The sequence below is a fragment of the Cupriavidus sp. UYPR2.512 genome, from assembly GCF_000379565.1.
In the GTDB taxonomy this organism is placed as follows: domain Bacteria; phylum Pseudomonadota; class Gammaproteobacteria; order Burkholderiales; family Burkholderiaceae; genus Cupriavidus.
Genome location: NZ_KB903170.1, coordinates 1 through 21,752, shown reverse-complemented (window position 1 = coordinate 21,752; position 21,752 = coordinate 1). Strand labels below are relative to the sequence as shown.

Annotated in this window: 27 protein-coding genes; 8 read left to right on the top strand and 19 right to left on the bottom strand. The window is 60.0% G+C overall.

Translation table 11 applies throughout. The features are described 5' to 3' along the window. Nucleotides 1–90 precede the first annotated feature (90 nt). The 4 genes from A3A5_RS40410 to A3A5_RS0130385 all read right to left on the bottom strand — a co-directional run bounded on the left by A3A5_RS40410 (nucleotide 91) and on the right by A3A5_RS0130385 (nucleotide 3,185). On the bottom strand, nucleotides 91–720 hold the full coding sequence (locus A3A5_RS40410; RefSeq protein WP_018314217.1) for a hypothetical protein: 630 nt from the start codon (nucleotides 718–720) through the stop codon (nucleotides 91–93). Between the two features lie 149 nt (nucleotides 721–869). Continuing rightward, nucleotides 870–1,286 (bottom strand): hypothetical protein, encoded by a 417-nt coding sequence (locus A3A5_RS0130395; protein ID WP_018314216.1) that lies wholly within the window; start codon nucleotides 1,284–1,286, stop codon nucleotides 870–872. A 267-nt stretch (nucleotides 1,287–1,553) separates the two neighbouring features. After that, nucleotides 1,554–2,234, bottom strand: coding sequence for a ribonuclease III (gene rnc / locus A3A5_RS0130390; RefSeq protein WP_018314215.1), 681 nt, complete (start codon nucleotides 2,232–2,234; stop codon nucleotides 1,554–1,556). 96 nt (nucleotides 2,235–2,330) lie between these two features. Further along, nucleotides 2,331–3,185 (bottom strand): hypothetical protein, encoded by an 855-nt coding sequence (locus A3A5_RS0130385; protein WP_018314214.1) that lies wholly within the window; start codon nucleotides 3,183–3,185, stop codon nucleotides 2,331–2,333. 911 nt (nucleotides 3,186–4,096) lie between these two features. On the opposite strand from A3A5_RS0130385, the gene A3A5_RS0130380 reads away from it, so the two are divergent. Continuing rightward, nucleotides 4,097–4,417: a hypothetical protein gene (locus A3A5_RS0130380; RefSeq protein ID WP_157637331.1), complete on the top strand. Its 321-nt coding sequence runs from the start codon at nucleotides 4,097–4,099 to the stop codon at nucleotides 4,415–4,417. 38 nt (nucleotides 4,418–4,455) lie between these two features. Further along, nucleotides 4,456–4,890, top strand: coding sequence for a hypothetical protein (locus A3A5_RS0130375; protein WP_157637330.1), 435 nt, complete (start codon nucleotides 4,456–4,458; stop codon nucleotides 4,888–4,890). 119 nt (nucleotides 4,891–5,009) lie between these two features. Here the strand turns inward: A3A5_RS0130375 and A3A5_RS0130370 are convergent, their stop codons facing one another. Together A3A5_RS0130370 and A3A5_RS43685 are read right to left on the bottom strand one after the other, a co-directional pair. Next, entirely contained in the window at nucleotides 5,010–5,492 is a 483-nt protein-coding gene (locus A3A5_RS0130370) for a hypothetical protein (protein ID WP_157637329.1), read from the bottom strand. A gap of 4 nt (nucleotides 5,493–5,496) precedes the next feature. Beyond that, the gene (locus A3A5_RS43685) at nucleotides 5,497–5,673 is read right to left on the bottom strand and encodes a hypothetical protein (protein WP_157637328.1); all 177 of its coding nucleotides are present in this window, start codon (nucleotides 5,671–5,673) and stop codon (nucleotides 5,497–5,499) included. Between the two features lie 406 nt (nucleotides 5,674–6,079). On the opposite strand from A3A5_RS43685, the gene A3A5_RS0130365 reads away from it, so the two are divergent. After that, nucleotides 6,080–6,763, top strand: a complete 684-nt coding sequence (locus A3A5_RS0130365; RefSeq protein ID WP_018314210.1) for a sigma-70 family RNA polymerase sigma factor — start codon at nucleotides 6,080–6,082, stop codon at nucleotides 6,761–6,763. A 262-nt stretch (nucleotides 6,764–7,025) separates the two neighbouring features. Here the strand turns inward: A3A5_RS0130365 and A3A5_RS0130360 are convergent, their stop codons facing one another. From A3A5_RS0130360 to A3A5_RS0130345, 4 genes are all read right to left on the bottom strand, one after another. After that, nucleotides 7,026–7,322 (bottom strand): HU family DNA-binding protein, encoded by a 297-nt coding sequence (locus A3A5_RS0130360; protein ID WP_018314209.1) that lies wholly within the window; start codon nucleotides 7,320–7,322, stop codon nucleotides 7,026–7,028. 93 nt (nucleotides 7,323–7,415) lie between these two features. Further along, complete coding sequence (locus A3A5_RS0130355) at nucleotides 7,416–7,904, bottom strand: hypothetical protein (protein WP_018314208.1); 489 nt, start codon at nucleotides 7,902–7,904, stop codon at nucleotides 7,416–7,418. Beyond that, nucleotides 7,901–8,422: a hypothetical protein gene (locus A3A5_RS43680; protein WP_157637327.1), complete on the bottom strand. Its 522-nt coding sequence runs from the start codon at nucleotides 8,420–8,422 to the stop codon at nucleotides 7,901–7,903. The genes A3A5_RS0130355 and A3A5_RS43680 overlap by 4 nt, the downstream gene beginning before the upstream one ends. Before the next feature lie 50 nt (nucleotides 8,423–8,472). After that, the gene (locus A3A5_RS0130345) at nucleotides 8,473–8,790 is read right to left on the bottom strand and encodes a hypothetical protein (RefSeq protein WP_157637326.1); all 318 of its coding nucleotides are present in this window, start codon (nucleotides 8,788–8,790) and stop codon (nucleotides 8,473–8,475) included. A gap of 471 nt (nucleotides 8,791–9,261) precedes the next feature. On the opposite strand from A3A5_RS0130345, the gene A3A5_RS0130340 reads away from it, so the two are divergent. From A3A5_RS0130340 to A3A5_RS0130330, 3 genes are all read left to right on the top strand, one after another. Continuing rightward, a complete protein-coding gene (locus tag A3A5_RS0130340) occupies nucleotides 9,262–9,555 on the top strand; it encodes a hypothetical protein (protein WP_157637325.1) in 294 nt (97 codons plus the stop codon). 153 nt (nucleotides 9,556–9,708) lie between these two features. After that, nucleotides 9,709–10,359: an LPD29 domain-containing protein gene (locus A3A5_RS0130335; protein WP_018314204.1), complete on the top strand. Its 651-nt coding sequence runs from the start codon at nucleotides 9,709–9,711 to the stop codon at nucleotides 10,357–10,359. Nucleotides 10,360–10,607: 248 nt separating this feature from the next. Continuing rightward, a complete protein-coding gene (locus A3A5_RS0130330) occupies nucleotides 10,608–11,288 on the top strand; it encodes a hypothetical protein (protein WP_157637324.1) in 681 nt (226 codons plus the stop codon). 4 nt (nucleotides 11,289–11,292) lie between these two features. Here the strand turns inward: A3A5_RS0130330 and A3A5_RS0130325 are convergent, their stop codons facing one another. The 4 genes from A3A5_RS0130325 to A3A5_RS0130310 are packed head-to-tail and all read right to left on the bottom strand — an operon-like array spanning nucleotide 11,293 to nucleotide 14,678. Next, on the bottom strand, nucleotides 11,293–12,057 hold the full coding sequence (locus tag A3A5_RS0130325; protein ID WP_157637323.1) for a hypothetical protein: 765 nt from the start codon (nucleotides 12,055–12,057) through the stop codon (nucleotides 11,293–11,295). Between the two features lie 32 nt (nucleotides 12,058–12,089). Next, nucleotides 12,090–14,099: an ATP-binding protein gene (locus A3A5_RS39565; RefSeq protein ID WP_018314201.1), complete on the bottom strand. Its 2,010-nt coding sequence runs from the start codon at nucleotides 14,097–14,099 to the stop codon at nucleotides 12,090–12,092. A 43-nt stretch (nucleotides 14,100–14,142) separates the two neighbouring features. Continuing rightward, on the bottom strand, nucleotides 14,143–14,421 hold the full coding sequence (locus A3A5_RS0130315) for a hypothetical protein (RefSeq protein ID WP_018314200.1): 279 nt from the start codon (nucleotides 14,419–14,421) through the stop codon (nucleotides 14,143–14,145). Beyond that, complete coding sequence (locus tag A3A5_RS0130310; RefSeq protein ID WP_018314199.1) at nucleotides 14,418–14,678, bottom strand: hypothetical protein; 261 nt, start codon at nucleotides 14,676–14,678, stop codon at nucleotides 14,418–14,420. The genes A3A5_RS0130315 and A3A5_RS0130310 overlap by 4 nt, the downstream gene beginning before the upstream one ends. A 313-nt stretch (nucleotides 14,679–14,991) precedes the next feature. Between A3A5_RS0130310 and A3A5_RS0130305 the strand changes: the two genes are divergently transcribed. Next, on the top strand, nucleotides 14,992–15,975 hold the full coding sequence (locus A3A5_RS0130305) for a DUF932 domain-containing protein (protein WP_018314198.1): 984 nt from the start codon (nucleotides 14,992–14,994) through the stop codon (nucleotides 15,973–15,975). 129 nt (nucleotides 15,976–16,104) lie between these two features. After that, entirely contained in the window at nucleotides 16,105–16,689 is a 585-nt protein-coding gene (locus A3A5_RS0130300) for a hypothetical protein (RefSeq protein ID WP_018314197.1), read from the top strand. A 156-nt stretch (nucleotides 16,690–16,845) separates the two neighbouring features. Here A3A5_RS0130300 and A3A5_RS39560 read toward each other — a convergent pair whose 3' ends face one another. From A3A5_RS39560 to A3A5_RS0130270, 5 genes are all read right to left on the bottom strand, one after another. Beyond that, nucleotides 16,846–17,928 carry a bifunctional diguanylate cyclase/phosphodiesterase gene (locus tag A3A5_RS39560; RefSeq protein WP_081624022.1) on the bottom strand — a complete coding sequence of 361 codons (1,083 nt, stop codon included), beginning with the start codon at nucleotides 17,926–17,928 and terminating at the stop codon, nucleotides 16,846–16,848. A 12-nt stretch (nucleotides 17,929–17,940) separates the two neighbouring features. After that, nucleotides 17,941–18,234 carry a hypothetical protein gene (locus A3A5_RS0130290; protein WP_018314195.1) on the bottom strand — a complete coding sequence of 98 codons (294 nt, stop codon included), beginning with the start codon at nucleotides 18,232–18,234 and terminating at the stop codon, nucleotides 17,941–17,943. A gap of 245 nt (nucleotides 18,235–18,479) precedes the next feature. Beyond that, nucleotides 18,480–19,046 (bottom strand): polymer-forming cytoskeletal protein, encoded by a 567-nt coding sequence (locus A3A5_RS0130280; protein ID WP_018314193.1) that lies wholly within the window; start codon nucleotides 19,044–19,046, stop codon nucleotides 18,480–18,482. Nucleotides 19,047–19,062: 16 nt separating this feature from the next. Further along, nucleotides 19,063–20,400 (bottom strand): hypothetical protein, encoded by a 1,338-nt coding sequence (locus tag A3A5_RS0130275; RefSeq protein WP_157637322.1) that lies wholly within the window; start codon nucleotides 20,398–20,400, stop codon nucleotides 19,063–19,065. Between the two features lie 57 nt (nucleotides 20,401–20,457). Continuing rightward, complete coding sequence (locus A3A5_RS0130270) at nucleotides 20,458–21,516, bottom strand: hypothetical protein (RefSeq protein ID WP_018314191.1); 1,059 nt, start codon at nucleotides 21,514–21,516, stop codon at nucleotides 20,458–20,460. Between the last annotated feature and the right edge of the window lie 236 nt (nucleotides 21,517–21,752).

Genomic DNA, 21,752 nt, shown 5'->3' with positions numbered 1-21,752 from the left:
AGAAATGGCATTTTCTGCCATGCCAGACCAATGTGGTCTGGCATGGAGCGGAGGCGGCGCACCGTAAGGTGGCCGCTTCCGAAAAGTTGATTACGCTGCTGCAGCGAGAGCTTGCTGTGGCCAAGGCTGATGTCGCGTCGGGTCAATTACGAAGTACCCTACGTTGTCGGGACGTTTCAGCGCCTCGCCGTACTCGTTCTCGTCCACGAGCCAGTAGGTTTCGGGGGCGGTCAAAGCCCCGTTTGGCGGACGCCCGCCCGTCATCGCGACTACGCCAATCTTCCCGTGCGGCACGCATTTGTGCCAGCTCCCGAAGGCCCCCGTGACAACCTGGTCGTTCCGGTGCGTATGGAAAAACGCCTCGCGACGGCGCGTGAAGCTCGTTTCCGGCGTCAGCTTCTCGCCAGCCCACACTTCCCAGATCTCTGGCATCCAGTCCTTCAGCAGCCTTTGTGCCGGCTCGTGGTTCTGGCTGTCGAAATGTTGGGGGAACGCGAGCACGACGATCGCCCATTCCTGGTCTTCTTCGAACCAGGCGCCACCGTTACTGTCCAGGTTCTGCGTGGGACGCAGGCCCCGAGGCATGGACGCAACCCGTGCCGGGCTGAGCCAATAGCCACCGTGGCTAGAGGTCGTAAAGCGCACGATACCTTCGGCGACGATACGGAGTGTCTGCGGTGTCCCCCAAGGGGTATGTTGCGGGTGGATGGTGTCGTTCATGGTCCTCTCTTGTGCCGAATCGGCCGTTGGAAAAGAGGAGGGCAGGGGCCCTGAAGAGGCGTGCTTGTCGGGGCCAGGTAGGTGCCTTTGGACGACGCTCAGCCCCAAAGGGGTGGGCATCGTCCAAAGCTACTTTTGAAGCTTGCGAGTTATGCCGCCACAGCGGCGCCGAGCTCGAAAATCATGGTTTCGGCCTTGGCGTACCCGTAAAGGACGATGGCTGCGCCAACGATCGTTGAGCGACTTGCGTTCGAGATATTGTCCTCGACCCACGATTCCGCGGTCACTAGCGCCTGATCCTGCTCGTCGCGAGAATCGCCGGCCATGTTGGCTGCCTGACCGCCAAGATATGCCTTCAGGTCATCCACGATGGTCCACCACAGATCATCGTCAAACTGCGTCGCACTGGCCCCGCTCTCAATACGTGCGACCAACGTGCTGATGGCCGTGGTCGCGAGGACCTGGTTCAGCTTCGCTTCGAACACCTGCACGGGGATCAGCTGGGCGCTGAACATGGCTTCGTGCCGTGTGCCGACGACGCCAAAGACTTGAAGATTGCCGGTCATGGTGCTCTCCTTATTGCCACGGTGTGGCGATTGAAAGAGGAGAGAGCGCTTGCAACTGGTAGGCCCAACTGAGGGGATTGCAGTGCCTCGCGGTGGTCGACGCTCAACTGAATCAGGGATTCAATTGAATGTGAGTGCGGGAGAGGGCGTGATGCGTGCGTAAAGTGCCGAGTGAACGGCTGCCTCGATTCTATGCGACAGCGACCTGCCGGTGCAAGCGCCGCGGCCATCCCTGTTCCGACAGAGCACGGACGCCATGGAGATTTCCTACGCCGCCGCGCGTTCCTCGAGAATCGAAAGCATACGTTGAGCTGCTTCGCGTTCGGCGACGCGGCGATTTGGTCCAATACCAGTCGTTCGCAAGCGGAAGGACGGAATGACACACTCGCTCTGATAGCGACGCGGCTGTTCGTTATCGAGCACTGCCACGATGCGGTATGCGGGAACCGGTATGTGCTGCGCCTGCAGGAGCTCTTGCAGGCGCGACTTGGGATCCTTGCCGAAGTGGCGAATGTCAATTGTATCGAGGATCGGCGTGTAGATTCGACGGACTAGGCGCTCAGCCGGCGGAAAGCCGCCATCGAGAAATACGCCACCCAACAGAGCCTCAAACGCATCCGCAAGGATAGAGGGGCGATCGAGGCCGCCGGCGCTGATTTCGGCATCCCCTAGCTTTAGCCAGGAGCGAAGATTTAGCGCCACGGCGATTTCGTGTAGCGTCGACTCGCGTACCAGGTTGGACCGGATTCGAGAGAGCCAGCCTTCGGCCAAACGCGGAAATCGTTCGTAGAGGAGGGCGGCGACCGAGCCACTGAGAATTGAATCGCCCAGAAATTCAAGGCGCTCGTTGTGGCTCTCGGAGTACGATTGATGAGTCAGCGCTAGCTCGAAAAGCGAGCGATTGCTGAACGTGTAGTCCAGAAGCTGTTCGAGCGCGGTGCGGTTCATTCGGCGAGTATAAGGTCCGGTGGAAGCCGCTACAGGGCGAATGCCGGGCAACGTAACTAAGGCATTCGACCGCAAAGGCGACGGTAACTCATGCTTTCAGCTGACGAGCTTGCTGGCCAACGAACCGAGCCAGCTCTCCCGCGTGCCGACAGACGAGCGGATAATCCCTGACACTGTTTCTGGCCAGAAGGCCGCATCCTTGACTTGCGCGCTGTTCCAGTGCGCAGGCGCTGCGTGGCCAGTGGCTTCGGGCACCGGCCAACAAAGGGTGACTGCGTCGATGTGCATGCCTAGTTCCTTGGCAGCGTAGTGACCTACGGTCGTCAAGGCGTCGGGCATAATCGTCAGTACGTGTGCGAAGCCGGCGAGGCTATTGGCGACATGCCAGGCTTCGGGGGATGTCTGGGGATCCAGAAGTAGCACGGGGAGGCGGCGGCCAGGTGCTGCCAGCAGCTCCATAAGCGGGCCCACGTCATAGATCGTCACCGTGCGTGGTTTCGTTTGCACCTGTGTCCGATCATCAAGGCAGGCACAGTTGTTCAGGATGCTTGCAACGACTGCCGAGCGCTGCGCCGATGCGATCATGTTGCGGCCAAAGGCTGCGCTCAGGCGCACGCCAATGACGTCGGCGATGCCATCGTCCGCCACGAAGATCTCATGCCTCCAAATCCGACCTTTGACCTTCGGATCGATGCCATCACGACGCATGAGCCACATGCCTGTATCAATGCCCTGGAGGACGGACACCGTGCCGCGCGTCGACTTGGTAGTAAAAGGAGCTCCAATAGCCGCTGCCGGGGGGAGCATGCCCCAGTTGAACGACCCATCTGATCGGCGGGGTAAGGTCCATCGTAGTGCGATCTCGCGGGCGAGCGCCCGGCTGTCGACGCCGTGGTTACGGCTACGAAGGCGAATCTGATGTAGTGGGTAGAACTGTTCGACGTCGCCCAAAGCTGACTCCTCTTCAAGGAAGGGGACCGGCAATCAGGCCGGCTAAAGTCAGGCTACGGGCCGTTTAAAGAATGCAAGCGCGGTGGGGTGCAAGCGCTGTTTCGGAGCTTTGAACGACAAACGGCCGCCTTGTGATGGGCGACCGCGGCATGGACGGATGTGTGGGATCAGCGCGGATCAGCGTAGCGGCGATCGAGCGGCCCGTTGTCGCCAAAGTCACTGGTGCGTTCCGAGCGTTTAGTATCAGACGCTCGTCCCTGGCTATCCAAGCACGAATCGCCATCAGCACACTTCAGCTTGGTCAGGAAACGCGCTGAGCGATTCGAATGTCTGGCCAGTGTGGTGGGTCGCAGGAACGAGGAGTGCATTCCGTGCCGAAGTAAGTCTCCAACGGCGTCGCGGAAGAGGCTGCTACCGTCAGTACATCAGCAGGAAGAATGGGAACGAGATACGCACAGTAAGGACTCCGTAAGAAGGATGGTCATGTCCGTAGGCAATCCGTCGGCGAGGGAAAGCAAGTCAATCGGGACCATCGGCCCCTGTAGGAAATGAATGCTGATCCGCCGCTCCTTTTGTCCATCCTCTGCCGTGCCTCGATGGCACTATGTTCGCAGGTTCGGATTCTTCCCCCTTAATCGGATCCAGCCGGTTTGTTGTTCTCGTGGTCTTACGTTTCACTCCCGCCATGCGTCCCATCCGAGACGCATGGTTTTTTTTGCCGCGTCAGGCATGGCGCGTGAGAGCCTCGTAGGCTACTGTTTTTCAAACACAAACGCATTCACGAGTCGCAGCATTCGCTCGAACACATAATGCGGAGAATGTGGTGGGCGCACGGCGGGGAGCTTTCGCACAGAAGCGCTACCATCGCGCGACGACCGCGAGGCGCCACCTGAAACACCATGGAGTCGCACATGAAGCGAGTACGCATGATCCATAGCGCCATCTTCATCGGAGCGCTGGTCAGCGGCAGCGCGGCGTTCGCTCAAACACTTCCATCTGCGTCGCCCGGCGCACCGTGCAAAACGCCAGGCATGGCAGCGACCTACGGTGACAACGGCATGCTGCTTTGCAGCGCTTCGCTGACTTGGAAGGCAGCACTTCCAGCTTCGACAACCTCTAACGACGGGGGCCCGGTGTCGACCGTGAGTCAGCGCATGGGTCGCGCAATGGCAACAGTCGTCGACGGGGCCGCCCAGTTCATTCGGGAGATGCTTTCCCCTGCCTCCGATTGATTCGCACCTCGTTGGTCCACAAAGACTAGAGACCCTGTATGAAGGAACGTGTCACCAGAGTGTCACAGATAGGTGGACGTAGAGCACCGGCCTACGAGACGGCGCTAGTTGAACTCGGCGTGTACTTTCACGGGAGCCGTGGCAAGCTGCGCCTCGTCGGCTTCATCTGCCAGGTGCTTGTCGCCTCGGCGATAGTGTTCACTCTGATCTCATTGGTCGAGATGGGCAGTCTTCTACTGCATGCAATCCTCGTCGTCGCGCAGGCACCGTTGTTAGTTGGCGACAATGCAAACGTCATTTTTGCGAACCTGTCTGCCCGAGACTTCATCATCGATGCGTCCGACGCGTTTGTGCGCGACTCCCCTTTCATCGCTGTCGCATCGGTCATCCTGACGATCACTGCTGAGATCTACTGGACGAGACGCAGGGCAAGCCGGCTGATGCCGCCTTCTCGAATACTTGAGCCCAACTAAGTGGGGGGTGCAGAAAAGGGGAGGTTGGGTCTATCGTTAACCCCTACGTCCAACTCCACTACTGCTTGCTAGCTAGATTGAACCTGCGGAAAGATTGCTCTGACACCTCGATACAAAAGTTACTTTAGCGTCAGCCAGAAGATGCCGCGCGCATTGCTTGTTGCGGCATAGAGATCCATTTCGTGACGAAGCCATTCCGCGTGATGGCTTACAGTTGCGATCGAAAACAGGCGACCTTGCTCCCCAAGGTGGTGCATGATCGTGCGCCAGGCGTTCGGATCAAAGCTTCGAGGGCCAATGAACTTCAGTGGCTTCTCCCCCTGCAGATCTTCGTACGACGGCGAGAAGGTCTTCTTCACGAGTTCAGCGTTCGAGTCCGGCCCCAAAGTTTTCCCAGCGACGAGCGCGAGCACAGTAGTGGCGCCGGAATCGGCTGCGCCGGTAACTACCACGACTCGCCCCATCTTCATTGCTCTGCGCGCAACCAGTCCCCAAAAGATCAGGCTGGGCCAGGACAATGCGGTGAAGCGGTTCTTGTTGTGACCGTACCCTGTGCGAGAAACGTCATTCTTTCGCAGCGGCAAGTTGTTCCAGTTGGGCATGATGCTAGTAGTGGTGGCTTTGAAGCGCTGCTCCGACGAGGCCATGCGTCACCGATTTATACGCCACGTACAGCACGATGGTTGCGATGATCGCGCGGACTAAGCGGAAGCGAAAGCGGCGGCGCCCGCCGTAGTAGTGGTGATGATGGACGGTCTTGTGGATCGGAGTTTTTCGTCGCATGCAGCCTCGAATGCCCACTACTGGAAGCTAAATGATAGCGATCGAGAATGATCGCAATCGGTGGGATTGATGGATGAAATACTCTCTAATCAATCAAGATATATCTCGAGGAGTATGCCTAGCTTTAGGATTACAATGCATTGCGAAAGATGGCCAATTTCTGTCTCGTATTTCATTCGCAATCATTGAGCAATTGCTAAAATTTTCCGGCGCACCAAAGCTCATCACGCAGGCGTTGAGCCAGATCTCCTAACCGGGGAGGGGATCGCAGGATGGGTGAGGGGCGCTGGATGTTGGCGCGATTCCAGGTTCACTGGGGCCCGCTAGCTACGCCGAGTTCGGCAAGCCACGTATGGCGATGAATTGGGAAGTGGAGTAACTGTAGGACCACGAAGAGCAAAAAGAAATGGAAGACCGCGTTTCAGATTTGAGTAAGGCCCAACTCTATGACCTGTTTGCGGACAGGATTCGTGGACTGGTGAAGCGGGTTTGCGGATGGAAATGTCAGGTCCTCGACGACCGCATGCAGTCAGCGTGGATCGAACTGATTCAGTATTCTCGGGACAACCAGGGGTTGACTGTGGAAGCTTTCATCCCCAGGGCTATGACCCGCATCCGCAGCGCCCTCATCGATGAGATGCGCGCCGAAGATCCTCTCTCGCGCTCGCAACGGGTCATGGCAAAGAAGCTGAGGGCTGCGGGACACAGCCTGTCACAGCGGAACGGCAAGAGAGCGACAGTAAAGGAACTTGCGCAAGAGCTAGGGCTGGAAGTCGGCGACGTGCACGACATGATTTACCGCCTCCACACCGACGTCGTTCTCTACACCAGCGAGCAGATTGAGGAAGCCCAGATTGAGAGCTTCACGGACGGCGTGCTGGACTCCGTCATCCTCGAACAGAGCATGCAAAAGCTGCTCGATGCCATCGAGACGCTCTCCGAGCGGGACCGAGAAGTCATCCAGCTCCGCTACTACGAAGAGCTGACGAACCGTGAGATTGCAAAGCGCCTGAACATCGTCGAGAGTCGTGCAACGCAACTCCATCAGCGCGGCGTAGAGAAGCTACGCCAGGCCCTCCTTGCCGCTTAAGATCACCCATTGAAATCCTAGCCGCCGGCGTTGCTGCCCGAGGGCATAAACTGGCGGGGGCTAGGACGGGCACCTTGAGCTTGCTGTGTGGCGGCAGTCCGCGGACTAACTTAGGTGTGTGCGGTGTTATGACGCGTAGGTAGGGCGGAGCTAGCGACTGGCCCTGAGCGTGAACGCGGTAGTGGGTGCGCGATCGGTTACGTGGAGTTTATTCCGGCCTAAGCTTTCGCAGGATCGCGCGCCGTCTGAAGCATTGAGTAGATTACTTCTTCTTCGTGTTGGGCGCCGCGTTCACTCGGTCCTTCAGCCCCTTGCCCGGGGTGAATTTCGGCGTGCGGCTTGCCTTGATCACGATCTCCTCACCGGTTTTGGGATTGCGGCCCGTGCGTGCCGCGCGGTCGGCCACGCCGAACGAACCGAAGCCGACCAGCTGAACCGTGTCGCCATTGCCGATCGCGTCCGAGATGGTTTCGAGCACCGCGTCGAGGTGTTCCTGGGCGGCGACTTTGCTGGAACCCGTACGGGTGGCGATCGCGTCTACCAGTTCAGACTTGTTCATAACGTGTACTCCTTTTTTGAACTCCGGCCTGGTGGTGGCCGGGCAACCGTCTTTCGACGGGGTTAGCCTGCTCTGCATCATGGCGGCAGGCGACTAGGGAAGGGGGACGTTAGATTGCCGGCACGCTTGCGCTGGCGTCATGGCCAGATCTCGCGGGTGCTGCATAGCGAGTACTGTCGCATACGCCGCGCCTGCATAGATGGTCTGTGTTGAAGCGATAACGTGCTCGAGCTCGGAGACTGCAACGTCAGGCGCAGAGACGCCGGCTGCGGCCAGTTGGCCCCGAAAGCAGATCTCGCTAATACCTGCGCGCTCCGTCATCCCTGGGTCAAACTTTTGGGTTCTGGCCGTCGCGAGCCACAACTCGCCCGCGGCTCGCGCGTACGTGAGTGCGGCCGCGGCGAGTGGGGTGCCATTCCCGTATTGCCGGATCACGAAATCAAGAACGCGCTGTCGGACCACCTTCTCGTCGTCGCCCTGACTGCCCAGCGCTTTTGACAGAACAGTCTCCTGTTGGGCAAGCGCCGTGGACAGCGCCGCTAGGCTCACGAGGGCAACAGCCGCGATACGGATGAGCTTCATGCGGGAACGCGCCTGGTTTGCTCCGGAGGCATCCAACGGAACGTGCTTGCCGCGTTCAGAATCTCGTCGATATGCGCCGGCTGAGGAGAGAAGGCTTGGCACACGACAGGGTAGGCATCGCCAGCATCCTTGTCTCGCAACCAGAGTTCTGTTTGGATGGTATGGAGCGAGCGCAGGCTAGCGGTTTTTCCGGCGTGGGCCGCGAGGCGCACAGAGGAGCGCTGCATGCATTCGCTGGGCACTGGAGTGTTCGGGTGCGCTGGCAAACGCTCGCCGTCCTGTTCGGCCAGCGCCTGCTTCAGCAGATCCTTCACGCGGTCGGGATCGAGACGCTTTTCGCTCATCATGACCAAGACAACGCGATCGGACTCCGCCTCCCCTCGCTGGCCCACGCACGGCGCGAGTGCGAGGTTGAGCGAAAGCGCCCAAAGAGAGTGCGATTTCTCGAGGGGTGGAAGCTGGAAGGCACCCGTGATCATTGGTACTACCTGGTTCAGATTGTGGATCGATTGGCGCAATATTGCGCCTTTACCTCCACAGTACGGCAGCATTGCTACAAGTTTCACCCCTACGCGTGAAAATAATCGGTTCCGTTCGCGTCGGCTGCCAGATTTGGATGGAAGCCGACCACCGTGAAGGCGTCGTGCGGTACATGTAGTAGCTGCCCAGTGGGCAGGATAGCGGCCACCTCGCCGTTAGATTCGACAAAGCAGGCGTATTGCGCCCCGATGTATGCGATTGGGTAATGCTGAGGCTCAACGAGCAATGCCGCGTCCGGCATGCACGTACGCAACATCCGCACTCTGGAAGGTACCTTTGCGCCGAACGGGTAGGCCGCGGAGCGTGATGTGATGGCGGGGCTGTCGACTGGCTTGATGGGGAACAAGCTGTGAAACTCCGGTTGAATGCGACGATTCGACGAGTACCCGGCCTACAACGGGCAGCCGCGGACCGCCATCAAGATTCTGCCTCGCATTGAGGCAAACGCAAAGGTGGACGGTTGCGCTGACGAGTACCCCGTGCTAATGTGCGCTCCAGCCGTTCGCTCGGCAATCCTTCAACGGTGTAGCCTAAGGGCAATGCACACCACCTGATTACTTTCAGGCCTAAGCAATCCCCCGTACCGCAAATCAGTGATCGTCTGAACCTGTGCCGTGCTTCCGTTGCCGTGGTCGCTGGCCACGCATTTCCGGCCCCTCGCGAGCGCCGTGGCAACGCCGCCCTATGGCTGCTCACGGCTGACCAACAGACCCCCAAGGTTACCTCCAAAGACGCACTCCACTGAGCCGCGAGTTCAGTCGAGTCGATGACGACCTGATCCTTTCTTAGCGCCGTCTCCGGCAGAGAGGATTTAACCTTGAAAAACGACGAAATGGCCACGCAGCTCGATAACGCCATGCGCGGCAAGCAGGTGTGGTCGGTGCGGATGCACCCGATCTACGACGCAATTGCCGAAGTACGCCTCATGGCCAATGGTTTGTATCAAATCTGGCACCATTATGGCGAAGGATCCATTCCCTGGGCGGATGAAACTGCCACTCCCACACCGCAGCTGAATCAGGCCGTTGCGACCGTGAAGGACTATCAACGGGCCTTTACCGAAAAGCAGAGAAAGCACACGGGCGCACGCGTGCCCATGTCGCTCAACTGACCTGGCACTGCAGGAACTAATAGCAGACGTCGCCCTCCGGGACGCGTCTGCTCACGCCACGCCAGCCCATGCCCGCGCATTGGCAGGCGGCCACGACGAACAACGGCAGCTCCGATTTCACAACCGCCGGTACTACGGCAAAAGGAGCTTTTCATGACCAGAAATCTCTCGCCTGCACCCCCGTCGGACCTCCCGGCAACGACTAAGCGAGCCTACATGAGTTGCGCCGATACAGCCAAGCTCGTACGGAAATGCCTGAAAGAAGCCTTCCCTGGGGTCAAATTCAGCGTACGCAGTGACACATACTCCATGGGTGCGAGCATCAATGTGGGGTGGGAAGACGGCCCCTGCGAGGCACAGGTCGATCCACTCGTGGACCGATTCCGTGGCGCCTATTTTGATGGAATGGAGGACTACAAGGGTAATCGGTACGCCATGATGACGACAGAGGCCGGCCTTGAGCAGGTGTCCTTTGGCGCGGATTACATCCACTTGACGCGAAACCACAGCGACCAGGCTCTTGATCGTGCAATCGGTTCGGTTTACCGGCGCTACCAGCAAAACTTCCGCGAGGCTCGAATGGAAATGCCGAGCGTGGCGGATTACCGAAACGGCCGGCTCTTCAACGTGCGCGTGCCGGGTATCCACGGCCAGTTTGGCGGAGATTCCCTGCAGGACTCGATCCGTCGCGCGGCTGGCAACCACACCTTCTTGCTCAAGGTCGCGAAATGCAAGACCGCCGGCGGCATCTTCGTGTCGCATACGGACGGGCGCCCCCATGCGCCTCCCCTGCTGACGGAATAAACACAGCCAACCGCAGCGCACCCCCGATCCCCGGGGTGGCGCTGTGGTACCGCTTAGTGCTGGTCGTATCCGATACTGTGGCCGGCGCCGAAAGCACACAGGTTCGTCATCACCCGCCCGCCACGGCAAGGCTGAGGCCAGGCATCCCGCGGCGTCACGGAAACGCCCTTTAATCCGCTCTCATTCGGGTTTGCATGCCAGCAGCGGTGCCGCACACTGCCTGCACCCCAACCCAATTGGGGTCGACCTTGAGTAAATGGTTCAAAAACTGGAAGGTGCAGGCTATTTCTGCGACCGTTGGCGCGTTGGTTACCGCCGCCGCCATTGCCTGGATGCAGCCGAGCGATGACTACGAGCGTACCGAGACGGGCTACGCGACGGCGCGGCTCCAATCTAGCAGCCCGTCATTGGAAGCAATCGCCGGGCAAAAGGTGGTTGTGGATTACTTCTTCTATCAATGTCCGCACTGTCGTAGCTTTGACCCAATGCTGCAGGCCTGGGCGAAGGGGCAGGCGGAGGGCGTAGCTGTCAAGCGAGTTCCGGTCACCGGCGGCCGCCCGGTTCTGATCCGCCAGGCGGCCCTGTTCTACGCGCTCGACACCTTGGGTGAAATTCCGGCCAGGAATGGGGCCGTGTTTGAGGCCGTCGCGAACAACGCGGACTTCCCCGTGTCGGACACCGACCTTGTCAAATGGGCGGGAAAGGAGCGCATCGACCCACAGCGGCTCTTGGCTGCCTATCACGCGCCCGGGATACGGGCGCGCATCGAGGCTGGCGACCAGGCTTTCCACGATATGGCCCTGACCACCGTCCCGGCAATCAGCGTCCGTGGGCGCTGGATTGTTACCCCAGCCACGGCCGGAAGCATTGAAGCCATGGCCGAAGCCATGACCGCGGCAGTCAAGCAGCCAGACCCCCCGGGCTCCTGATCATTCACGCTGCGATGTCGATCTCGCGATGTAGGCTCGCTGGGTCAATAACTTGCAGACGGAGGCGAACCTGTTGGACGCTCAGCGGGTCCCGTCCCCGGGGATCGAATTGAAAGCGCTGGTGATCCAGCATCCCAAGGGCACAGTCCACCAGGGCGCGGTGAAAGACCGTTTCGATCGGCACGCCGGACTTCTTGGCGAGTAACTTGGCCAGCTCAAGCGCGGGCCGGTTCATTACGACGGGCTCTCGCGCGGCATCGACGCGCAAAAGGCGCGTGAGCTGGGCGATGTCCTTCTGCAGGAACTTATAGCCTAGCGCTGCCGCCACTTCGCCGATGCTCCTTCGGGTAAGTGGCCGCCCGGCGGTCTTCACCCGCATGTTAGACAGAACTTCCTCTGTGATCGCGGTCGTCTCACGATCGACGATATGTACGTACAGACCAATCATTTCCCGATAGGTCATAGGCATTCCAAGCTCATCAACAGCCAGGCGTAGGTTCGCTTTTGTTGGCCTACGCTCGCCAAGTTGGGCCCGAACTTGGGCAAGCGCTTCCGCGCTCGGCGCTATGGGTGTACGCCGCAGGGCGAGCGCGAGCTTGTCCAGGTCGCGGGCACGCAACACCACCCCCATCTCGCGCAGCTTTGCTCGGATCTGACTCTCCGGGAAGCCCACGTTCGGGTCGGTCGGGTCACCGAAACGCTTGAGAAGGAGCGGCACCAGCGCGTCGATATCGACAGGTTCGGATTGGGCGGTAGTGGCTGTGTTCATATCGATCAAGCAGCAAAGGGCGAGAGTCACTTTCACATCGAACCGGCGGGCGCTTGCAGGACAACCTTGGCCGCTTGCTCGACGTCCGATTCGCGAATATCAGTCGTGTACTCGCGGAGGCGGCGGACCGCAGCCGCGTCAATCGTCTTCTGGATTACCGCGTCGGCGTCGGCGATCGAGTGGCCACGTAGATGCCCACACAGGAGTGACTCCACCGAGCCACCGATCACCCAGGCATCTAGACCGCCCAGCTTGGCGTGGATGTATGCGTCCATGTCATGCGCTTCCGGCACGTCGAAGACGATCTTTTCCTCAAACCGCCCACCTCGCACGGCCGCACTATCGATCTGGTCGTAGTGGTTCGTCGCAGCAATGAACAGCAGATCGCGAACGCGGCCACCCGCACCGTCTATAGTGGTCAGGATCTTCTCGGTCAGCATCCCGTAGCCCGAGTGCCGGCGGTCGCGCAGGATACCGTCTGCTTCGTCAAGGAACACAATCGCAGGGCGAATGTCGCATGCCGTCCGGTATAGCTTGTCCCATGAGTCAGGCTTCGCTGCGATCTCCGAGCCTGTAATCTTGAGGAAGGCCCAATCGCCCTGCTTCGCCAGCGCCATCGCGGCTTGTGTCTTGCCCGTGCCCGGCGGCCCGGCGAAGACCAAACCGGTAGGGAGGCGGCTACCCATCTTTTCGAGGGAGTACACGTTCGCCATCTTGAAGGCCATATCCTTGAGCACATTGCGCGACACTTCCGGCATCAGGATCTCGTCGATGCTCTTCACCTTCTCGGGGAGCTTGCCCTTGCGGCCCTGTACCAGGCGCAAGGCTCGCATTCCAATCTCAAAAGTGAGCTTGCCCGCGAACTGGCCGCCACGGCGCATTTCCCCGATCTGCTCGCCGACTGCAGTCAGTCGCGCTGCGCTGTAACCGGCCCAACGTTCGGCCAGCGTTGCGACCACCGCGGGTTCTGCCACGTCGTAACCGGCGGTGCTACCGATCGCACGGCGCAGGATTGCTTCGCGGGCCTCCTGGTCCGGTGCGGGGATTTCAACCTTGAAGTCGAAGCGCTTTTCGCGAACACCGGCGCCGTCGAGGTCGTCCAGATGGTTCGTCGCCGCTACAAGCACGATCTTCGTGCCGCGCAGATTCACGATTTCCGTCAGCATCGTGTTCGTCAGGTCGCGATCCATGTGGTGCGAGCCGCCACCGCTCCGCTCCTTCAGAAACGAGTCGATCTCGTCAATGAAGAAGACCCCGAAGCCCGTCTTTCGCGCCGCTGCGAAGGCAGCCTTGACCTTCTGCACTGACTCATTCACCCACATCGATGCGATGTCGCCGTAAGCGATCGAGAAGAAGGGCACGTTGAGCTCGCCCGCCAGGGCTTCGGCAAACATCGTCTTGCCGTTACCCGGTTCACCGAACAGCAGAATCCCATTACGCGGGTTCGCGCGGGCCGCCATCACGTCCTTGGCGGCGGCGAGCAGGCGGTCCTTCGTTTCGCCCATGCCCACCACATCCGCGAACTTGTATCGCGGCGTGCTCATGCTGTCCGAGAAATCGTAGGTCGGCGTCGGCGGCTGCTGTGGTTGGTTCTGGTTGGCTTGCGGCGCCCGGTGTTGTGCCGGGGCGGCAGCAGCTGGGGCCGGCACTTGGGGCTGAACCGGCTGCACGGCTGTCTGCCGACCGTTCAACCGCGCCCACGAACGCCAGAGAACCGGTCGAATCCGGGGGTGAGCGAATAGGAGAAACGTCCAAACCCCGGCAACCGTCAGCATGAGCGACCAGTTTGCATGAGGCAGGAAAACAACCGTGAAGGCGCCGACCATTGCCAGAGCGTACGCCAGCAAGAATTTCCAGGACATATAGAAGCCAGGGAATGCGATCAATATCGGCACGACCAAGGTCGCGAACGTGAGCTTGTCGATCTCAGTCGCCGTGACATGGCCGCCGCTCTGGATGTGCGAAAAGGCAACAACCCAGACGGACAGGCCGACGAAGCGGACAAGCCAGCCAACAGCAACCAGGGGCAGAAGCGGATTCATAACCATCTCATTCAGCACGGCAGGCCCAATTGCCAGACCGTGTTCACACCTTGATTATCCAGTCATTCAGATAAATGCAAGTGAACGCGAATTCTATCGCTCCGTGAATGGATTTCGGCCGGCCTATTCGAAACTTGAGGGTCTGCTGCGCGACCGGGACGCACGCGAAGGCATGGATGTTTCCACACGCAAGCTCTTGCGGTATGATCCCGACATCCATCTCCGAGATGCCGTCCTCTTTCTCAGCAGCCGCGCTGGCGGCATCAAGTGAAAAGTGGAGGACGAATGGATATTCCGGTTCCAGACACAGGGAATCGCTCATACGAGCGAATCCTGAAAGTCATTCAAGTGAAAGAGATCGTTGGTCCGGGCCAGGTCACGAAGTTTGTGGCTCCCAGGCATCGGTACGGCGATCCAGTCAATGCACCCGGCCGAATCTTCAACGTCGGCCAAATTCAGCAGCGCGACCTCCGTGATCTTCGAGCGCGGTATGGCTTCGAATATCCGGATTTCATCGCGCGTACCATCCTCAACTCTCCACAGTTCGACCACGACGAAGCGCGCGTTTTCCAGTTCCATCGGAAGACTTCGCACTCACGCTTCGTGTACGGTACGGTAATCACCGACAGCAGCTTGAACCTCGTCGACTTTTGTGTCGGCGGTTCTCGCCTCGAGCAACGTCGCATGGTGATGCGGGCTCTGCTCCGCGCATTGTGCACGCAGGGCTCTCTCGCCCACCGCCTGCACTAACGCGTCATTCCTAGCAACTGGCCGAATCAGCCCTTCCGGCCGCCTCTCACCCAGCAAGCAATCAACCAGGCAGCCATCGGAAACGTTGAGCTGCCTTTTCTACTTTCACGGGCGCGAGCCTACGTAACCTTGGAGAACTGCAATGCATCAAATCACCATCAACGAACTCGGTCGCGCTGAAATGGCTTGGGCTGGCGCCAAACCCTGGCACGGGCTTGGCCAACAGGTCCAGCAGGGCGCCTCGATCGACGATTGGCGGAAAGCCGCCGGTCTCGAGTGGTCGATCCTGCGTCGACCGGTTCGCTTTGACAACGCGGAAGAGGGGGCGAGCACACTGCTCAAACTCGACGGTCATGACGTCCTCGTTCGCAGCGACAACATGAAAGGCCTTTCGGTCGTGACGAAAAAGTATCGTGTCGTCCAGCCGGACTCGGTTCTCGGGTTCTTCCGTGACCTGACGGCTAGCGCGGGCTTCCAAATTGAAACAGCCGGCTCCATGCGAGAAGGTCGCACGATCTGGGTTCTCGCGAACACCGGGTTGAAAGAAGACATCGTGCCGGGCGACCACGTTAAGGGCTACCTGCTCCTTGCTACGTCATACGACGGCGCCATCGCAACGACGGCGATGTACACGAGCACACGGGTGGTCTGCAACAACACCCTGCGTCTCGCGTTGAACCAGGATGCAGAGAGCCAGGTGCGTATTCGCCATGACGCAAAGTTCGATCCGGACGCGGTCAAGCGACAGCTCGGCATCCTCGCAGACGAGTCGTGGGGCACGTTTGTCGCTCGGATGAAGTCGTTCTCCGGAACGTCGATGGGCAGTACGGAAGCGGGCATCTTGCTCGCCGGCGTACTGACAAAGCGACAAGCCGACAACGTCTCGGCTGACGTAACCGAATCGCGGGGCTACAAGAAGATCATGGAGCTCTTCAACGGTTCGGGCCGCGGTTCGCAAATGAGCGGTGTGAAGAACACCGCGTGGGGTCTGGTGAACGCAGTCACGCAGTATGTGGACTTCGAACGCCAGGCGCGCAGCAACGAGACGCGCCTTAACAGCGCGTGGTTTGGTCAAGGGGCTCGCCTCAAAGACGAAATCGTCTCGGAGTTGCTCGAACTCGTTTAACCCCTCCTGTTTCTCTCCCCCCGCGTAAGCGGGGGAGGGAGCCTCCTACTGCTCTGCCAGGCCAACGGTCTCGCCGAGCTGACGCTCGACCCTTTTCAACTGCCAAGCTGGCAAAACGAGGAGCGAAGCATGAATCGCAAGAAAGCTGTAAAGGCAAACGTTGGCACGGTCGCAGCGCTTACGGTAGACCTGATCAAGCGCGGCGTCTCAGTCCACAACCTCGCAGATACCTACCCGACCGATGTTCTGCCTCGTGGCAGGGAATCCCTGTGGTTTGTGTCCGCACCAAAAGGTTCGCGACTCAAGTACGAGGTGTTGACCATCCCACTCGCGTACACTCAATACGAAGCATGGGAACTGGCTATCCAGTACCTGGCAGCAAACCATGAGATTTCGGAGGATCTGAAGGCAGGTGTCGTAACCCACCGACGTACGCTCCGAAAGGTGTGGCAGGACATGCGCGCCCATGGTGACTACGCCGTCGAGTGCGACGCCTACGCGTCGGAGCACTATGGCAGTCCGTTCCGTGCGTGGGACCGCGTCGTCTGCTGGCTAGGTGGGGCAGCTACGGGCTTCTTCCAGGATGAATGCGGGATGCCATTCAAGTGGCGGCTCATGGGAAAATCGGCCGCAGACTGGAACGCTTTCGTGTCGGGCAAGCCCGGTCAAAACCTGCCGGCGATTGGCTACGCTGAAATGGCTGCCGAGCGGTAGATATCTGGCAGCCGGCCGTCATTGCCCGCAACCCATTACTGTGAGATCCGCCCGCGGCGTGTCCTCCCTTCCGGGGGGCGCGCTGCGGGCTTTTCTTTTGCTCAAACGGGATTGAGACTAGCGGCGTCGATGCCGCCTTCGCCCGCTATGCAGCAATCAGGCCGAGAGGCTTCTTCGTGGCCAGCCGCCGAACTGGCGCTCAAGGTCAGCGGCCGGCAGGGCAGGGCTGATGAGCCAGCCTTGGATGAGGTGGCAGCCGAGTTTCATGAGCGCCTCCTTCTGCTCCAGCGTCTCGACGCCTTCCGCAATGATGTCCATGCCCAGTTGACGGGTGAGCCCAGCAATTGCCTTGATGATCTCCCGATCGTTCCGGGAGGAGGGCAGCTTCGCGACAAAGTCGCGGTCCATCTTCAGGCCTGAGAACGGTAGGTTCTGTAGGTAGCTGAGGCTGGAGTAGCCCGTCCCGAAGTCGTCGATCATAATCCGCACGCCGCGGTCACGTAGCGCCCGGAAGATCTTGCCAGCGGCGTAGCCGTTCTGGGTAAGGCTGACGCTCTCGGTAACCTCCAGCACAAGCCGATCGGGCGCCAGGCCGGTGACGCTCAGCGCTTCGTCGAGATAGACAAGGAATTCTTGACGACTGATTTGCAGTGGTGAAACATTTACGGACAGATGAGGAATGACCAGCCCGTCTCGTTCCCACGCGACCATCTGCTGGCAACCCTGCATGAGAATCCAGCGACCCAGTGCGTGAATGCAGCCAGCGCTTTCCGCAGCTGCAATGAAGATGTTTGGCGGAATGGAGCCACGCTGTGGATGCGTCCACCGGGCAAGCGCTTCGACACCAACGACGGTGGTGTGGGAGCCAATCTCGCAGACTGGCTGATAGCTGACCGAAAACTGCCCATCGCGCAGTCCAGCTAGAAGCTCGTGATGAAGTTCTGGCCACGGCGACTCGAGCTCCGCTTGCTTGCCTGTCCCTCGGCGGCCAGGCGCAACCCGGTGCAGATAGTCACGCGCAAGGCGGATCACCTCCCAGCAAGCACCATCGCCCGGTTCGACATGCGAAACCGCGTATTTGGTCGCATACTCCAGAAGGCTCTCAATCAATTGAGTGGCGCCTGGTACTTCCGCAGCTACAGGGGAGGGGAGCATCACAGTGATCGTGTGGGTGTACTTGCGAATGCCTCGCAGAATCGGAGGTGTGCTGAATACATGGGATCGGAAAGTGCTGTCCATGTTGCGCGCCAGTCAGGCTTCCGCAGGCAGGGCGCCAAACAGAACGTTGGGTTGCGGGCGGGCGCTGCGTACCTCGGGAGAATGCGAAATGTAGAAGTCAGATCGGTCCTGCTCGATTTGCCGAATGATCTCCTGGATCGACTCGATGCGCTGCTCCAGGTTGGCCTTCACGTCTCCGCTTGGGAGTCCGCGGGCTTTTCCCATCTCTGCGCGAGGTATCTCCTTGCGCAAGGTACGAACTGCGTCACGAAGGCAGTCGGTAACATCGCCGAGATTCGCGTAGGTACTTTCCCAGTTGCGACTCATTCTTGCCTCTGCTGGTTGGATTGCGAGAATTCCTTGGGACAGACCTCGGGGGCACTTGCTCCGTTCTTGAAGCCGCACTTAAGTTCTGCTGCCAAGCGGGGCAGGCCGGCCTGTTCTCCAAGGGCCTGAAACTGGGCACGGTCTTGCCAGACGAGAAACGCCCACCAGGCCAAGACCGCCACAGTCGCGACGCGGCGCGACCATGGCGAGAAGAGACCGAAGAAGGGCATTCGGCAAACCCAAGATCAGCTTTTGATCTGCTCGAGCTTGCCTTCGACGCGGCCGAGCGATTCGAGAGCGCCGTAGATGTACTCGCCTTTGATCGTGCCCATGTTGATGAGCGTGCCCCGTACGACGGCCTTGCCAGTATGGCTGCCAAGAACGATCAGCGTTTCGCATTCGATGTCGCACGAAGCGTCTGCTTCAGCATCGATGATCACCGTGCCGGCCGACTTGATCACAGCATTCGGGCTGATAGTCGTGCCATTGATCATAGCGCCGGCCGGCGTCTTGATCGTACCTTCGAACTCGAACTCGCCTGCGAACGTCGAACGGATCTTGTGGTGGTCGTGGTCGATGTAGAACACGCCTTCCCGATCGCGGCCGAAGTTGTTGAGCAGGCGCTCGAAGAGCGCCTGCAGGGAGGGCATGGCACTGCGTGCGCCCGAGCGCGGACGTGCGGCCGGTGCCGGCTTCAGTTCGCTTTGAGATTGCTCCGTCGGGCGGAACTCGTCCAGGTACGAAACGGCTGCGCTGGGGATGGCGGCTTCTTCGCGTTGTTGTACTGCGGTTTGCTGTGCTGCGTTCTGCATGGAATGCTCCTGGTCTTCAGTAGGCGACATAGTTGCCGCGGGAGGTAGTGAAGCCGCCGCCGTTCTGTTTGACGGAAAGCAGCGTCGAACCGTCAGGCAAGGTTTGCCCGACAGAAATCTGTTTCATCTGGCCGCGATCCATTACGACCAGCGCGTCACCGTTTTTCGTGATGACTTTGAATTTCGGCTTGCCATCGCTCGAACCGGCTTGTTCCTGCCCTTGCAGGCTGTCGTCGCTTTGCGCTCGCGGTGCAACGGGGGCAGGTTGGGTTGCGGCCGGCCGTAGCTGTACGTCGACCGTATCGCGATTAGGCGACTGTGGTTGTTGGACTGTTTGATGCTGAGGATGCTTAGGCGGAGGGGCAGGGCGGAACCCTTCTCGGGGTGTGACCGGTTCATTTGCAGCCTGAGCGGACACGGCACGACTCGCACCTTCCTTCTTTGGGGTGGCATGCACCGCCGCGGGCGTCGACGTCGACTCGACAGGCGCAGGTACAGGCGTGGCAGCTGCTCCGAGTAGCCTTACTGCGTTACTGCTACCCACCTCTTCCTCGCCCGGACCCTCGGGCGGAGTGAACACCGACGGCCGGACCTTCAGAGGGAACGGGCGCTTCTGGCCGTCCTCGCCATAGTCCGGCATGTTCATGGGAAACGGGCCGCCGCCTGGGAGCGGTAGCCATCCCTTGTCAGCCTTCCGGCTAGGGCTAGTGTCATCGTTAGCCTGAGGCGAGCTAGCGACCGCCGGCGGTGTGAAGGTGCTCGGCGTGATGTTCCCGAAATACTGCACCGCGGCGTACCGGCCGTTCTGCGCCGGAGCGGCGGAATCGTCTTCGCTGCGCCACGGTGTAAGAAAATGGGGAATGCTGAAGTGGAACGAGTGAAAGACCGTTTCCACATCAACGTGGACAAACCGGGTGGCGCCAATCAGGGCCATGAACGCAAGGAGCGTAGTCATAGCGCCGCGGCCGACGGCCTTGACGTCTACCGACAGGACCGCTCGCACGCCGCCCTGTACCCTGGCCAGCAGGACCACGCGCCAGCGCGACGCAGCAGTTTGTGACCGTGGGCTTCTATGGGCCGATCGAGTAGAGCGGAACGAAGCCAAAGCCGAGACGTTCCACGTTCCTTGGCGCGAGATCAGCCACAGCTTGATGCGATAGCGCAGCCGCGCTGGAATAGAGATCCGCGGCATCTCATCGGGGTGGGTCGGATGAATGAGAACGTATTCCCCGCCCCGCAACTGCAAGAAAGGTTTGCCGGGTGCTGGATGCCTGATAACGAACGGGCCTGCCTTCACCACCGTGGTGGCGGGACGTGCAGTCGCTAGGCAGGGCGGTTGGATCGCGTCGCTCATGGTGAGTGCGACGATACGTGAGAGGCCCTCTTCCGTGGTCCCCGAATGTCTCCCGATTTACGGAGCCTTTCCCGGCAGCGGATAACCGCGCGAGATCCCAATCGGATTGTTAAATAGACGAGCCCATGCGTGCCCTAGCGAGTCCTCGATGTCCATGATTCCACTCCGATCCCACCAGCCATTTCCGAGCAGCAGAATCGGTGTACCGAAGTGCAAATGGTATAGGGGCAGCGAGGTTATCGCCTCGAAGCACACGAGCAGCGAGTAACGCTCGGCACCTATCGGCGCAGTTCGACCGATTGCACTCCAGTGCGGCTTGAGACCCTCTTCAATAAAGGGAATAGGCTGGATGGCGGGGTAGAACGCGCGGTCCGGCAAAACCCAGACGCCTTTTTGCATGTGGGCGGCCCACGGAACGATGGCAGAGCCACCCGCGATCAGCCGCGTGGGCGGTGTCAGTTGCAGTGCTCCAACCTGGCCAGGGGAAACTGGGCCCAGCACGTTCTCCGGAAGCATGATGATTGGCGTTGGGTCCCCGGACGCCTGTGACCGCTCCGCCGCCTCGCGCACCACCGGCGCGTAGCGTAGCGCGGCACGAATCGAGTCGGCGATATCCGCGGGCGCCTTGTCCACGGGTAGGCTTACCGCCTTCACACGCGAAGGCGCGGGTGGCAGAAGAGCGGCGTGCAGATTCAGCATTGCAATGCAGATTACGGGTACCGCAATCGGTTGCCAAGTGGCTCGTTTTACCGATTCCAGCACCGCCGCCGCGAACACGATCATGCACAGGACACCCAGCACGCCGGTAGAAGGCGCCCACCAGCCAGCGGCAGCCGCCGGCGGTAGGGGGTAGATCATTGCGACGGGCGGGAGCGACAGCGGAACGAAGACCCAAGCCGCACGCTCGAGAGGCGACACGCACCGACCGAAGGCCGGCGCCGTGCAGAGCGTCGATAGCGTTGCCAATCCGAGCCAAATCGCGAGGGCCGTGCTGACACTGGCGCCGACGTCGATTACGCCGATGGCTACGCTGTTGAGTGCCCCCAGAAACCACCCGAACAGATACGCAAAGGACGTTTTTGTGCGACCTGCAAGTCGCCTGAATTTCTGTTTCACAGGAGAACGTATGGCCTGACGAAACCGGTTGTTCCATCAACCGTTCCCTACCCAGACATGCGGAGCCGGTAACAGCTCGGTGTGAAGCTCTGGGGACAACGTAGCCGCCGGATAACCGGTACGCCCAGCCGCGAGGCGAAGCGGAATCTGCCAGCACGAAGGCGGAGAGGAGCAAGGGATGAGTGGGTACGACCAACATATGTGAACTTCTGATAAACGTCGTGATCTTTGACAAG